The sequence below is a fragment of the Streptomyces sp. BPTC-684 genome (assembly GCF_030028635.1).
Lineage (GTDB): Bacteria > Actinomycetota > Actinomycetes > Streptomycetales > Streptomycetaceae > Streptomyces > Streptomyces noboritoensis.
This window is the reverse complement of record NZ_CP124863.1, coordinates 1,527,607-1,541,428: the sequence shown is the minus strand read 5'-3', so window position 1 is coordinate 1,541,428 and position 13,822 is coordinate 1,527,607. Positions and strand designations below refer to the sequence as shown.

Annotated in this window: 11 protein-coding genes; 7 read left to right on the top strand and 4 right to left on the bottom strand. The window is 72.3% G+C overall.

The window, feature by feature from the left end:
- Window positions 1-25: 25 nt before the first annotated feature.
- Window positions 26-823, bottom strand: a complete 798-nt coding sequence (locus QIY60_RS06750; RefSeq protein WP_283141618.1) for a trypsin-like serine protease — start codon at window positions 821-823, stop codon at window positions 26-28.
- 79 nt (window positions 824-902) lie between these two features.
- Window positions 903-1,727 (bottom strand): lysozyme, encoded by an 825-nt coding sequence (locus QIY60_RS06745; RefSeq protein ID WP_283141617.1) that lies wholly within the window; start codon window positions 1,725-1,727, stop codon window positions 903-905.
- A gap of 509 nt (window positions 1,728-2,236) precedes the next feature.
- On the opposite strand from QIY60_RS06745, the gene QIY60_RS06740 reads away from it, so the two are divergent.
- Together QIY60_RS06740 and QIY60_RS06735 are read left to right on the top strand one after the other, a co-directional pair.
- Complete coding sequence (locus tag QIY60_RS06740) at window positions 2,237-5,029, top strand: M4 family metallopeptidase (RefSeq protein WP_283145841.1); 2,793 nt, start codon at window positions 2,237-2,239, stop codon at window positions 5,027-5,029.
- Between the two features lie 110 nt (window positions 5,030-5,139).
- Window positions 5,140-5,616 carry a MarR family transcriptional regulator gene (locus QIY60_RS06735; protein ID WP_283141616.1) on the top strand — a complete coding sequence of 159 codons (477 nt, stop codon included), beginning with the start codon at window positions 5,140-5,142 and terminating at the stop codon, window positions 5,614-5,616.
- A 48-nt stretch (window positions 5,617-5,664) separates the two neighbouring features.
- Here the strand turns inward: QIY60_RS06735 and QIY60_RS06730 are convergent, their stop codons facing one another.
- Window positions 5,665-6,450, bottom strand: coding sequence for a hypothetical protein (locus QIY60_RS06730; RefSeq protein ID WP_283141615.1), 786 nt, complete (start codon window positions 6,448-6,450; stop codon window positions 5,665-5,667).
- A gap of 378 nt (window positions 6,451-6,828) precedes the next feature.
- Here QIY60_RS06730 and QIY60_RS06725 point away from each other — a divergent pair, with 378 nt between their 5' ends.
- The 5 genes from QIY60_RS06725 to QIY60_RS06705 are packed head-to-tail and all read left to right on the top strand — an operon-like array spanning window position 6,829 to window position 12,265.
- Window positions 6,829-9,423: a nitrate- and nitrite sensing domain-containing protein gene (locus QIY60_RS06725; protein ID WP_283141614.1), complete on the top strand. Its 2,595-nt coding sequence runs from the start codon at window positions 6,829-6,831 to the stop codon at window positions 9,421-9,423.
- On the top strand, window positions 9,420-9,905 hold the full coding sequence (locus QIY60_RS06720; RefSeq protein WP_283141613.1) for a roadblock/LC7 domain-containing protein: 486 nt from the start codon (window positions 9,420-9,422) through the stop codon (window positions 9,903-9,905). Before QIY60_RS06725 ends, QIY60_RS06720 begins: the two co-directional genes overlap by 4 nt.
- 23 nt (window positions 9,906-9,928) lie before the next feature.
- Window positions 9,929-10,339, top strand: coding sequence for a DUF742 domain-containing protein (locus tag QIY60_RS06715; protein ID WP_283145840.1), 411 nt, complete (start codon window positions 9,929-9,931; stop codon window positions 10,337-10,339).
- Window positions 10,320-10,964 (top strand): ATP/GTP-binding protein, encoded by a 645-nt coding sequence (locus QIY60_RS06710; RefSeq protein ID WP_283141612.1) that lies wholly within the window; start codon window positions 10,320-10,322, stop codon window positions 10,962-10,964. Before QIY60_RS06715 ends, QIY60_RS06710 begins: the two co-directional genes overlap by 20 nt.
- A 59-nt stretch (window positions 10,965-11,023) precedes the next feature.
- Window positions 11,024-12,265, top strand: a complete 1,242-nt coding sequence (locus QIY60_RS06705) for a styrene monooxygenase/indole monooxygenase family protein (protein ID WP_283141611.1) — start codon at window positions 11,024-11,026, stop codon at window positions 12,263-12,265.
- 311 nt (window positions 12,266-12,576) lie between these two features.
- Here the strand turns inward: QIY60_RS06705 and QIY60_RS06700 are convergent, their stop codons facing one another.
- Window positions 12,577-13,710, bottom strand: coding sequence for a C40 family peptidase (locus QIY60_RS06700; protein ID WP_283141610.1), 1,134 nt, complete (start codon window positions 13,708-13,710; stop codon window positions 12,577-12,579).
- Window positions 13,711-13,822: the final 112 nt, after the last annotated feature.

Sequence of the window (13,822 nt, the reverse complement as noted above, 5' to 3'; positions counted from 1 at the left end):
AAAACACTCCGCCTCCCGCGGAGCGCTACGCGCGCGCGGCTCGTTCGTACAGTGCGCGCGCTCGCGCGTCGAACAGCACCGCCGTGGAGGCCACGTCCGTGTCGCCGCCGCTCAGCACGCCGATGAGCCGGCCGCGGTGGTCCGGCCCCCGGTAGTCCGCCAGCCACGGGCTGCCGCTGGTGCCGGTCCAGAACCCGGCGCAGTCGATCCGTACGTCGCTCGCCAGCTCGGTGTCCGGGCGGGTGTCGGTGGTGCAGGCGATGGGCCGGTTCCCCGGGTTGTGGTCCTCGTCCGGATAGCCGAAGACGGTCACCCGGCGCCGCGGCCCCGAGCTCCAGTCGGGCTGGGCCGCGCCCACCACGCTCTGCACACTGCGGCCCCGGGCGTCCGGCTCCAGGGTCAGGAAGGCGTAGTCGAAGGAGTCGTCGCCGTCCCCGGACCACCGCTCGTCGGTCTGGACGGCCCTGACCTTCCAGGTCCCGTACGGGTACGAGCCCTTGACCGCGCCGGAGAAGCCGGGCGCGAACGCCATCGAGCCCACCGTACCGGCGTCCGCGCAGTGCGCGGCGGTGGCGACGACGTTCCCCTTGGGGCTGGCGACGACGCTGGCCGTGCACCAGTGCTTGTCGCCGTCGACCAGCACGCCCACGGACGGCAGTCCGGAGGTCGCGGCGGCGGACGTCTGCGGGGTGGGCGCGGGCGCAGGCGGCACCTGGTCGGGCTGGTCCGGCTGGGGCGCGGACACGGCCGCCCCGCCGCACCCCGTGACCAGGGCCAGCATCCCGGCGGCGGACACCCGCAGCACCCTTCGCAGCACGCGCATGGCGACCATCCTGTCGTATGACGGGACGGAAAGCGGTGAGGCCCCCGGGGCGCGTCGGCACACCGGGGGCGGGGGTGCGCTAGCCGTTGGCCAGAGCCTGGAGCCGGTCGTAGGCGCCGTTGAACTTCGAGTGGTCGCCCACCGTCGGGCCGGACGAGGTGTACTGCCACATCGTGTAGTAGCCCCAGCCGGCCGGGAGGGTGCCCGGGTCGGTGTTGTAGCGGGCGATCCACAGCGGGTTGGTGGAGCCGAAGGCGGCCGAGTTGCCGGTGCACTGGGTCCACCAGCTGGTGGCGGTGTAGATGACCGCGTCACGGCCGGTGCGGGCCCGGTACTGGTTCACGAAGTCGCGGATCCAGTTGACCATCGAGGCCTGGGAGAGGCCGTAGCAGGCGGCGCCGTACGGGTTCCACTCGATGTCGAGCGCGCCCGGCAGCGTACGGCCGTCGCGCGACCAGCCGCCGCCGTGGTCCACGAAGTAGTTGGCCTGGGTCGCGCCGCTCGTGGTGTCCGGCGTCGCGAAGTGGTACGCGCCGCGGATCATGCCGACGTTGTACGAGCCGTTGTACTGCTGCGCGAAGTACGGGTTGGTGTAGTACGTGCCCTCGGTGGCCTTGACGTAGGCCCACTTCACCCCGCTGTTCCACAGGGTGGTCCAGGCGACGTTGCCGTTGTGGCTGCTGGTGTCGACGCCCTCGGTCTGGACGACCGTCGAGCCGGTCGGCGCACCGCCGGTGCCGTCGTGGGCGGCCACGCCCATGCCCATGGTGGCGGAGCCGCGGGCGGGAGTCTGGGCCGCGCCGGACGTGCCGGGGGCGGTGAGGAGGAGGGCGAGGGCCGAGAGGAGGATTCCGGCCGCGGCGAGGGGACCGCGACGGGCCGTTCCGGGTCTGTGCACGGGCATTGCGTGCCTCCGAAAGGCGTGGGTGGGGGGACGTGCCGGGGAATCGACATGTCGTTGTGGACATGTCATACGGGAAAAGCTACGCACGTAGACCGTGACGCGAAAGAGGTTCTGGAACTGCCATTGGCCCAGGCCTCTGGCGGGGCGACGGAGGTCGGTGCGAGCTGCGCCGACCGCGAGCGGCCGCAAGTGACTTTCAGCCGTGGGCAGTTGACGGACGAATGGTCCGCCCCGCCGTGCCGCCCGCGCCCCCGCCCGCTCTCCCGGGTCGCATTCGCGCCAAAGTCCCCATGTCAACTCACATGCCCCATTGAGGAGTTCACGCCCCACAGGCTTGCATGGTCATGACCAGTCGGCGCCCACCGGCGCCACCGGCCTCCCGTGCGGCCGACGCCGTTCGCGGGAGGCACCTCGCATCGGCCCGTGGAGGAAAGACCTTGCACAAGCCCAGAGCAGGCAGAGCCGGAGCAAGCGGCACCCGGGGGAGCAGGACCGGCACGGGCGCGGGGGTGGCCGCGCTCCTGGGGGCCGCCGCCCTCCTCGCCACCGCGGTACCGGCGGCCCACGCCGCGCCCCCGGCGCAGGCACCGGCCGCCGACGTCGTCCCCGGCACCGGCACCGAGACCCCCGCCCTCGTGGACGGACTCCACGAGAGTGCCGACGCCAAGGCGGCGCCCGCCGACGCGGCCCGCGGCCACCTCGCCGCCAAGGAGAGCCGCTACCGGATAGCCGACCCCGGCCGCGACCTCACCCCCGTACAGACGCTCAAGCAGGGCGCGGACGAGACCGTACGGCTCCAGCAGAAGCACCACGGCGTCGAGGTGCTCGGCGGCCAGTACGTGGTGCGGATGGAGAACAAGGACGGCAAGCGCGTCGTCACCGGCACCTCCGGCAAGTACTTCACCGGTCTGACCACCGGCACGAAGGCGACCGTCGCCGAGGACGTCGCCGTGCGCCGGGCCGTCACCTCGGTCGCCGCCCGCATCGGCGGCGCCACCCTCGGCAAGAAGGACGTCCAGCCCTCCGAGGGCGCCAAGACGAAGGCGGCGGCCGCGCTCACCGGCAAGGCGGGCGGCCTGGTCGTCGTCCCCAAGGGCCCGGGCATCCTCACCTACCGCGTCACCGTGCGCGGCACCGACACCGCCACCGGCAGGCCGGTCCTGCAGGACGTCTACGTCGACGCGCACGCGGGCTTCCCGGTGCTCCAGTACAGCCTGATCAAGACGATCACCGCGCCGAAGCCCGCGACCGGCACGGAGCGAACGACCCGGAAGACGGCCGCTCGGCAGGCGCCCGCCGCCACCACCAACCCCGGCACCACCGGCACCGGCGTCAAGTACAACGGCGAGCAGGTCGCGCTGGACATCTACTTCGACGAGGCGGCCAAGCAGTACAGCCTCGTCGACTACGCGCGGATGGCCACCACCAGCAAGAACACCCTGCACACCTGGGACGCGCGCGCGGTCGACGTCAACGACGCCTCGGGGCGCTGGCCGGACGGGCTCAAGGAGTTCACCAGCGCGGCCCCCGACTACAGCGGCGACGCCACCGCCGCGGGCGCGGTCGACGCCCACTGGGCGGCCGGGCAGGTCTACGACTACTACAAGAAGGTGCACGGCCGCGACAGCCTGGACGGGCGCGGCATGACCATCAACTCGCTGGTCGGCGTGACGTACGCGGGCGGCCCGTTCGTCAACGCCTTCTGGGACGGCCAGAAGATGGTGTACGGCGCCGGGGACGACCAGTACAAGACGCTCTCCGCCGACCTCGACGTCGTCGGCCACGAGATGACCCACGGCGTGGTCGAGAACACCGCGAACCTCGTCTACGCGGGCCAGTCCGGCGCCCTCAACGAGGCGCTCGCGGACTACTTCGGCAACGCCATCGACGTCACCGCCAGCGGCACGAAGATGGACGACCCGGACTCCGGGCTCCTCGGCGAGGACCTGTGCCGCACCGCCAAGCCGCGCGAGTGCGCCTTCCGCGACCTCAACGACGGCCGCACCACGGCCAAGGACTACCTCGGCGTCACCTTCGGCACCGACAACGGCGGCGTCCACCTCAACTCGACGATCTTCTCGGGCGCCCTGTGGGACATCCGCCAGGACCTCGACCCGAAGGACCCGTTCCTCGCGGACCGGCTGGTCTACAAGGCGCTCTCCACGTACATGACCCCGCTGGACGGCTACACCGAGGCCCGCAACGCGGTCGTCGCGGCCGCCAAGGACCTGGGGCTCTCGGCGAAGCAGCAGAACGTCGTCAAGCGGTCGTTCAACGCCCACGGCATCGTGCCCGGCTGGGAGAACGCCATCGGCGTCGACTCCGACCGCCTCTTCGGCAAGCTCAACATCGCCGGTACGGGCACGGCCGCGGGCGGCGGCTGGTGGGCCACGTCCAAGTCCAACGACGACGGCAGCGAGGCCTACTCGGTCTACGCCGGCCGGGTCGACGGCAAGGGCACGCCCAAGCTGATCAGCCCCAACGACGGCCGCTACCACGTGTATCCGGCCACCGACGGCAAGACGGTGGTGTGGGCCGCGTTCGGCACGTCCAGCCTCGACATCCTCTCGCGGCCGATCGCGGGCGGCCCGATCAAGACGCTGTACACCTCGTACACCAACGTCCAGAACCTGCACGTGGAGAACGGCACGGTGGTCTTCGAGGCCTTCGACCCGTTCGGCGGGCGGCACGTCGGCTTCCTCAAGCCCGGCGACCGCGAGCCCACCTGGGTGGACGGCGGCAGGTACGAGCTCGGCACCGGACTGCCCTCGCTGAAGAACGGCAGGATCGCGTACGCCAAGCTCTACCCGGGCGAAAACGACTACAAGATCGGCACCGAGACGTACGACATCGCCACCGGCAAGACGCAGCTCGCCCAGCAGCTCGGTGAGCCGCAGGCGATCGGCCAGACCGGCATCACCGGCAAGAACGTGTTCTGGCTCGTCGACGAGAACTTCGCCGACCAGGGACAGATGGCGGTCCGCCGGGCCACCCTGGAGGGCACCGGCACGGCGGACATCAGCGCCGAGTCCGGCCCCGGCGCGCTGATCCCGTTCGACCTGACCGCGTCGGACGACGCGGTCACGGTGAACACCCTGCTGCCGGACACCCAGTACCGCAATGAGACCCTGCCCAAGCTGTGGCAGCTGAGCGCCGACGGCACGCGCAGGGAGCGCCTCTCCTGCAACCGCGGCGAGCAGCTGTACCCGTCCGCCGCGGGCGGGCGGCAGGTCGTCTGGCTGGACGGCACCACTGGCTGGACGGACCTGGTCACCCGGGAGCGGCCGGCCGGCACCTGCTGAATGCGCTCCCCGCGTGACTCGTAATTGAGCCAAAGGGCCCCCGGTGCTCGGCACCGGGGGCCCCTGTCCGCAGGGGACTGGGAAATACTGTCCCGTCGGGACAGCGTGGGATGGGAGCTGATGTGCACGGTCCGGACCAGGAGTTTCTCGCACTCGAACGCGAGCTGGCGGTGTTCCTGAGGCGTGCCCGGGCGTCCTCCGGCGAGATGGCCCGTGCGGTCCATCCCGAGCTGGAGGCCGCGGCCTACGGGCTCTTCGTGCGCCTGGAGGAGGGCGGCCCGCAGCGGGCCACCGAGCTCGCCGCGTACTTCGGCGTGGGCAAGGCGACCATGAGCCGCCAGCTGCGCGCCCTGGAGGACCTGGGCCTGGTGGCGCGCGAGCCGGACCCGGCCGACGGCCGCGCCTCGCTGGTACGCCTCACCGAGGAGGGCCTGGCCCGCTTCCGCCGCGTCCGCGACGCCCGCCGCGCCCAGTACGTCACCAAACTGGCCGACTGGGACCGCAAGGAGATCGCAGAACTGGCGAGACTGCTGCACCAGCTGAACGCGAGGGCGGACATGCAGGAACCGGGGGCGGCGCCCCGTTAGGAGCGCGGGGAACTGCGCGACCAGCCCTCACCGGCCGGCAGCCGCCGCTCAAAGCTCCACATACACGGCGGTGGCGTCATCATGCGTCTTACTGCGCCGCAGATACGTACGATCCGTGTCGCCGAGCTCCAGCTCGCGCACACGGTCGATCACCCCCTGCGGCCCGGCCTTGCGCAGCAGAGCCAGACACCCCGCCCAGTCGCCCTCGCGAAACGTCTCGACCCACCGGCTCGCGCCATCGCTGAGCGCGGCGAGTGCCCGTACATCCCGTACGGGGGTGCGGCCCGTGACCGCAAGCTCGGCCACAGCGGGGTCCGCAGCCGCGGTGAAGAACCCCCCCTCCCGGTTACGGGCAACCGCGTCGGCCACCTCATCCGACACGAGCAAAGACCGCGGCACCCGGTCGAGCCGGTCGTCCAGGACCGCCCGGACCACCCCGTCGGGCGACGACAGGAGCAGCACGGAGTCGGAGAGCACCAGATGCTCCACGACCTCCTCGTCCCAACGCGCCACGACCACCGTCGCCTGAGGCGTACGCGGGTGAGAAAGGTCACAGGTGTCACGGTGGGCGTCGGCGGTGCGCCTGATGGACTCGGCGAGGATCCCCGTCAGCGGTATGTCGCGCCGCGAACCGGACAGTTCGGTCAGAGCGCCACCGAGCCGCGCGGTGAACCAGGGCACGTCGTGCACACAGTCGCCGTTGCCCGGTGGTGGGGTCACCCCGTCGAGCACCACCAGCACCCCGCCCCGTCCGGCGGCGGGCAGCACGGTGGCGGCCCAGTCCTCGTTGGGGCGTGCGGGGTCACCGGGGGCCGTGGCGAGTTCGATGCGCATACGGCCAGTCTGCACGACGCCTCCACGCGGCCTTCATGGCGGCCAATTGGCCTGGACCACTGGGCCGGAACGCGGCTCCGGCCGGGCCCGACGCCCTGCCGGGAAGCTGTGGGCGGGCATCCTGCCAAAGGCCGCGCGGAAGTTCCAACCGGCCTGCCACACGAGCGGGGGCAGGCATTCCGCGGGAGTTGATGGCCAACTCCCGAGTGTTGTTCACTCGTTCGGGTGGCGGAGTGGATGTTGCATGCCTCCTTCCGAAAACCACTGGAATGGTCGGAAGCCGTGCAGGGGTGGGAACGCGTCGCATAGGACGCAAGAGACGCATGACCGGTCGTCACCTCGGCTTCATGGGTGGACGAGTCAAGATTGAGAGCACCGGTGCAGAACAAGCGGCCTCGGGGCAAGGGCGGCGAGACCGTCAAGGGCGCCGCGGGCGCTGAGGGCGCCGCGGACACCGCGGGCGCCGGACGCACCGTGCGCGTACGGACCCGGCTGGTCACCTCGGTCGCCCTGGTCTCCCTCACCGTCCTGGGCGCGGGCGCCCCCGCGCTGCTCACCGCCTCCTCGGACCTCAACGAGTCCCAGAGCCTGGTCACCCTGGCCGAGCTGAACCAGCAGGCCGTCACCCTGGCCCACGCCCTCGCCGACGAACGCGACGACGTCACCGCGTACATCGCGGGCGGTCGCGATGTACGCAAGGACGCCGCGCTCAAGGACCGCGCCACCCGCGTCGACCGGCGCATCGACGAGATCCGCGCCACCGCGCCCGCGGCCCTCGGCCGCGACCTGGCCACCGTGCCCTCCCTGCGCCGCACCGCCCTCACCGGCAAGGGCACCGCCCTGGAGGCGCACCGCACGTACTCCGACGTGATCGCCAAGCTGCTCGGCCTCGCCGACGAGCTGGCCGACAGGACGCCCCCGCGCGCCGCCGAGGCCACCCGCGCCCCGGCCGACCTCGGCCGCGCCGTCGAACAGGCCTCCGCCACCCGGGGCCTGCTGGTCGCCGCGCTCTCGGTGCCGCAGAAGCCCGGCACCACGGTCTACGACCCGATCACCGGGCGGTACGTGCAGAAGGACGCGGGCGACGGCGAAGAGGGGCGCACCCGGGACGCGTTGAGCGCCGCCGGGCAGCAGGCGCGGGTGCGCGAGCAGTCCGCGCTCGCCGACTTCGACCAGGCGGCCGCCGCCACCGCGCGCGAGAAGCTCTCCACCACGGTCACCGGCCCGGACGTGGACGCCGCCGAGCGCTATCTCGCCCGCCTCACCGACCAGCCGCAACTCGGCACCTCCGACCGCAAGTTGGGTGCCGACAAGGTCGCCGCCGCGCTCACCGCGCGGATCGACCGGATGCGCGGCACCGAGTCGGCGCTCGCCACGGCCGAGGTGAAGCGGTTCGGGGCGCTGCGCGACGACGACGTGACCGGGCTCGAACTCCGGGTCGCGCTGGTCGGCGCGCTGCTGCTGCTCGCCGTCGGCGTGTCGTCCGCCAGCGCCCGCAGCCTGACCCGGCCGCTCGCCGTGCTGCGGCGCGGGGCGGCCCGGCTGGCCACGGCTCCCGAGACGGAGGAGCCGGTCCGCTTCACCGGCCGCAACGACGAGTTCGCCCAGGCCGTACGGTCCCTCAACACCCTCCACGACCGGCTGCGCGACCACGCGTCCCGCGCCGACGCGCTCGGCGCGGAGCTGGCCGACGCCCGCGAGGGGCAGACCGCCCTCGCCGTCGAGCGGGCCGAACTGGCCGAGTCCGTACGGGAGTTGACCGCGCAGCTGGAGCGGGCGCGCGGCACCGTGCAGCACACCTTCGTCAACCTCGGGCTGCGCAGCCTCGGCCTGGTCGAGCGTCAGCTCGGCATCATCGAGGGCCTGGAGGAGCGCGAGCAGGACCCGGACCAGCTCGCCACGCTCTTCAAGCTCGACCACATGGCCACGGTCATCCGCCGCCACGGCGAGAACCTGCTGGTCCTCGCGGGCGCCGAACACCACCACAACCACCCGGGCCCGGTCCCGCTCGTCGATGTGCTGCGGGCCGCCGTCAGCGAGATCGAGCGGTACGAGCGGGTCGTCATCCAGGCCCTGCCGCCGCACGCCCAGGTGGCCGGGTTCGCCGCCGACGACCTCAGCCACCTGGTCGCCGAGCTGCTTGAGAACGCCACCTCGTTCTCACCGCCGGACGCCCAGGTCCAGCTCTCCGGCTGGCAGCTGGAGAGCGGCGAGGTCATGCTCTCGGTCCAGGACGAGGGCATCGGGGTCGGCCCGGCGCGCCGCACCGAGCTCAACATGCGGCTCGCGGACCCGTCCACGTACGAGCCGGGGGAGCCCGGCACCGAGACCGGCGGGCTCGGGCTGCACGTCGCCGCGCTGCTCGCCCGCCGCCACGGGGTGCGGATCGAACTGCGCGAGCAGAAGCAGGGCGGGCTCGCGGCCGTGGTCGTGCTGCCCGAGCCGATCCTGCCGAAGACGCCCCCGGCCGCGCCGCCGCACGTGCCGCCGGCACAGGGCGACGCGCCGCGCTTCACGCTGCCGGGCGCGCTGGCGGAGGCCAACTCCAACGTGCTGCCCGAGCGGGCGGAGCGTACGGCGGAGATCCCGGTCCTGGCCCCTGTGACGGCAGAGCCGGACACGCACGAGCGGGTCGACGAGCCGACGTTCGAGATGCGGCTGCCGACGCCGGAGCCCACGCCGGAACCCGAGGTCCGGCCCACCGTCCCCGCGCAGCGCGTCACCGACAAGGGGCTGCCCAAGCGCACCCCGAAGGTGGTCAGGGCGGGTACCACCGCCCCGGCCCCGCGCAAGGGCGGCGCGGAGGTCGCCGACGCGCTCCGGCGGCGGCTCGGCGGGTTCCAGCAGGGCGCCCTGGAGGGCCGCAGGCACGTCGAGACCGAGATCCAGGAAGCACAGAGCGAAGCACACGTCGAAGAGAAGAAGGCATCCACGCCACAGACGGGGGAGACAGTCGAGGAGGCACGCAGTTGACTGCGACCGGCACCGGCACGTTCGGACTGAGCAGCGAAGCCCGCAATCTGCACTGGCTGTTGCGGAACCTGGTCGAGGAGGTGCCCGGGCTGCTTTCGGTCGCGGTCGTCTCCTCGGACGGTCTGCTGCTGCTCTCGTCCGACCCGGACCAGCGGCAGACCCGCACGGAGCCCCGCCCCGAGGGGCCGCGCGGCTCCAGCGCCGACCTCGCCACCATCGTCTCCGGCATCGGCAGCCTCACCTACGGCGCCGCGCGGCTCATGGACGGCGGCGGCGTCAAGCAGACCGTGGTCGCGATGGAGGAGGGCAGCGTCTTCGTCATGGCGATCAGCGACGGCTCGCTGCTCGGGGTGCACGCCACCCCGGACTGCGACGTGAGCGTCGTCGCGTACCACATGGCCCTCTTCGTCGGCCGCGCCGGACACGTGCTCACCCCCGAACTCCGCAGCGAGCTGCGCCAGTCGATGGAGGCCGTCCAGTGACTTCGTCCGCTCCCAAGCTGCCGATACGAGGTGCCGGCCTTCCCCAAGCTCTCAACTACGTTCGAGCAGGGGAGACCCCAACCCCCGCGCGGGTCCGCCCGTACTCGCTCACCGGCGGGCGCACCCGCTTCGGTCACGTACTCCTCGTGGAGACGTTCGTGGCGGCCATCGAGGCGCCCGAGGAGCGAAAGGCGCTGGGCGGATCGCCGCTGCGGATGATGCCGGAGATGCGGGCGATCGTGGAGATCTGCCGGGCGATGCGCACGGTCGCGGAGATCTCGGCGCTGCTGAGCATGCCGCTGGGGGTCGTCCGGGTGCTGCTCAGCGACCTGGCCGACCAGGGAAGGATCCGTGTGTACGGGACCGGGCACGGCCCCGGGCGGCCCGACCGCGCGCTGCTCGAAAGGGTCATGAGTGGACTCCGCCGCCTCTGAACTCCTGACGCCCGAAGCGGCCGAGTCCGCCGAGTCCGTCGAGGAGGAGCTGCGGCCCTGGCAGCAGGACCGCACGAGGGCCCCCATCGCGACGAAGGTCGTGGTGGCGGGCGGCTTCGGCGTAGGAAAGACGACGTTCGTGTCGTCCGTCTCGGAAATCACTCCGCTCCGGACGGAGGCGGTGATGACCGAGGCGAGCGAGGGCACGGACGACCTCTCGTCGACCCCGGAGAAGACCACCACGACCGTGGCCATGGACTTCGGCCGCATCACGCTCGACGACGACCTCGTCCTGTACGTGTTCGGCACGCCCGGGCAGCAGCGGTTCTGGTTCATGTGGGACGACATCGTGCGCGGGGCGATCGGCGCGGTGGTGCTCGCCGACACCCGGCGGCTGTCCGACTGCTTCCCGGCGCTCGACTACTTCGAGAGCTGCGACCTGCCGTACATCGTGGCGGTCAACCACTTCGAGGGCACCGAGTCGTTCGAGCCCGAGGACGTCCGGGAGGCGCTGACGGTGCCGCCGCACATCCCTGTCGTGATCATGGACGCGCGCGACAAGATCACGGTGATCGAGTCGCTGCTGAGTCTGGTGGCGCACGCGCTGGAAGAGCTCCCGGAGTAGCGGCGCACGCACTCGTTTTCATTGCTCACGTATCTGCTGACGTATCGGAGAACACTCGCATGCGGCGAATCCTGATAGTCGGGGCCGGTCAGTCCGGGCTCCAGCTGGCCCTCGGACTCCAGTCGAAGGGGTACGAGGTCACCCTGATGTCCAACCGCACGGCCGACGAGATCCGCTCCGGGCGGGTCATGTCGACGCAGTGCATGTTCCACACGGCGCTCCAGCACGAGCGGGACCTGGGTCTGAACTTCTGGGAGTCCCAGGCCCCGCGCATCGAGGGCCTGGGCGTCTCGGTGGCCGGCCCCGACGCCTCGCGCCCCGTCGACTGGGTCGGCCGCCTGGACGGCTTCGCGCAGTCGGTCGACCAGCGGGTCAAGATGGCGGGCTGGATGGAGACGTTCGCGCAGCGCGGCGGCCAGCTGGTCATCCACGGCGCGGCGGTCTCGGACCTGGACTTCTTCGCGCGGACGTACGACCTGGTGCTGGTGTCGGCGGGCAAGGGCGAGCTGGTGTCCATGTTCGGCCGCGACGCCTCGCGCTCCCCGTACGCGGAGCCGCAGCGGGCGCTCGCGGTGTCGTACGTGCACGGGCTCGGCCCGCGCCCCGAGCACCCGGACTTCGACGCGGTCCGGTGCAACCTGGTGCCCGGGGTGGGCGAGCTGTTCGTGATGCCGACGCTGACGACGTCGGGCCGGGCGGACATCCTCTTCTGGGAGGGCGTCCCGGGCGGCCCGCTGGACGTGTTCCGGGGCGTGACGGACCCGGGCGAGCACCTGTCCCTCACCCTTGAGCTGATGGAGCGCTTCACGCCCTGGGAGTACGCGCGGGCGACGAAGGTCGAGCTGACGGACGCCGGGGGCACGCTGGCGGGGCGGTACGCGCCCACCGTCCGCAACCCCGTCGGCCGGCTGCCCGGCGGGGGCCTGGTCCTGGGCGTGGCGGACGTGGTCGTCGCCAACGACCCGATCACCGGTCAGGGCTCCAACTCGGCGTCCAAGTGCGCGGCGTCGTACCTGGCGTCGATCGTGGAGCGGGGGGAGTCGGCGTTCGACGAGGAGTGGATGCGTTCGACGTTCGACCGGTACTGGTCGACTGCCCAGCACGTGGTGAAGTGGACGAACGCGATGCTGGGTGTGCCGCCGGAGCACGTCCTCGACCTGATCGGTGCGGCGACCGAACTCCAGCCGGTCGCCGACCGCTTCGCGAACGGTTTCGACGACCCGTCGGACTTCGAGGACTTCTTCTTCGAGGAGGAGAAGGCGGGGGCGTATTTGGCGGAGGTGACCGCGCAAGCGGCGTGAGTTGGCCCCTCCCCGCCCCTTCCCTAAACCCTCCGGGGGAGAGGGGGCGGAAGGTGGTTTCCCGGGGGCTGCGCCCCCGGACCCCATTGCGGGGCCTGCGGCCCCTGCACCCCGCTTCGTTCGTCTGCGGACCGTCGTTGGTTGCTCGCGCAGTTCCCCGCGCCCCTGGAAGCGCCCCTCCGGGGCGCCCAGGGGATGCCGCGCAGCGGCATTTAAGGGGCGCGGGGAACTGCGCGACCAGCCCAGCACGGTCCGCAGCCGAAGCACCCGGCCGCCCGCCCAGGGCTTTCGGGAAGGGGCGGGGTGGGGGCTCAATCCCCCGGAGGGGCCTCCGACCCGTAGCCCTCGTCCGAATCCGCCCCCACCCCCACCGGCAACCTCGGCGGGAGATACGACCCCACAGGATCCGCCCCCGGATCCGGCCGCACCGCCCCCAGCAGCGGATTCGACGCGATCGGCGAGACCTTCACCCGGGTGCCGGGGCGCGGCGCCTGGACCACCAGGCCGTCGCCCAGATACAGGGCCACGTGCGTCGCACGCGGGTAGTAGACCACCAGGTCACCGGGCCGCAGGGACCGCAGCGGGACCCGGCGCAGCGACGCCCACTGCTCCTGACTCGTACGCGGAATGGACCGCCCCGCATGCGCCCACGCCTGCGAGGTCAACCCCGAGCAGTCGTACGACCCCGGCCCCTCCGCCCCCCACACATACGGCTTGCCGAGCTGCCCGACCGCGTACCGCAGCGCCTGCTCGCCCTCCTCCGACGGCGCCCGCACCCCGCTCAGCGCCCCCGTCGCCAGCAGATCCCGCTGCGCCTTCGCCGTCCCGTCCCGCTCCAGGCGGGCCAGCTCGGCGAGTTGGTCCTCGCTCAGGGACGCCAGCAGGCCCTCCACGTCCTTGAGCCGGGCCTGTACGTCGTCGCGCGCCCGACGCTGGCGCGCGGTCAGCAGCGCCTGCTCGTCCAGGGCCTTGCGCGCCGCCCGCGCCAGACCGTCCGCCCGCTTCTCCGTCGAGGCGAGCCGCGCGAGCGACGCCCGGCGCTCGTCCGAGGCGCGCCGGATCAGATGCCCCTGGTCGAGCGCCCCCTGCGGGTCCCTCGCCAGCAACAGCTGCATGTACGTGGAGAGTTCGCTGCGGCCCTGGTACTGCTCCCGGGCCAGCCGGCCCGCCGCCTCCCGGCTCTCCGCCAGCGCGCCCCGCGCCTTCATCAGCCCGGCCGTGACCTTCTTCTCGTCCGCCTCGCGCCGCTTCAGCTGCTCCTCGGCCGCGTTGTACGCCTCGGACGCCTCCTCGGCCTGCCGGTACAGCGTCTGCAGCTGCGTCAGCAGGCCGGACACCGAACTCTCCGGCGGAGTGGGTGCGGCCTGCGCCGTGGGGACGCCCGACACGAGCGCCGCCGCGACGGCCGCCGCCGTGCACACCGTACGCAGGGATTTGTCTGACACGTGCTCACCTCCGGTCGGATGGTGGCACGGTGATCCGGGGCGCGGCCCGCCGAGTCGGGTGAACGGTGCGGATCCTTCCCCCGTACGGCCGTACTCCGGCGCGGGCGCTTGC

What these genes read in the sequence shown, in the direction of transcription:
- QIY60_RS06750 (WP_283141618.1), bottom strand. Translation starts at nt 823, where the DNA reads ATGCGCGTGCTGCGAAGGGTGCTGCGGGTGTCCGCCGCCGGGATGCTG.
- QIY60_RS06745 (WP_283141617.1), bottom strand. Translation starts at nt 1,727, where the DNA reads ATGCCCGTGCACAGACCCGGAACGGCCCGTCGCGGTCCCCTCGCCGCG.
- QIY60_RS06735 (WP_283141616.1), top strand. Translation starts at nt 5,140, where the DNA reads ATGGGAGCTGATGTGCACGGTCCGGACCAGGAGTTTCTCGCACTCGAA.
- QIY60_RS06730 (WP_283141615.1), bottom strand. Translation starts at nt 6,450, where the DNA reads ATGCGCATCGAACTCGCCACGGCCCCCGGTGACCCCGCACGCCCCAAC.
- QIY60_RS06705 (WP_283141611.1), top strand. Translation starts at nt 11,024, where the DNA reads ATGCGGCGAATCCTGATAGTCGGGGCCGGTCAGTCCGGGCTCCAGCTG.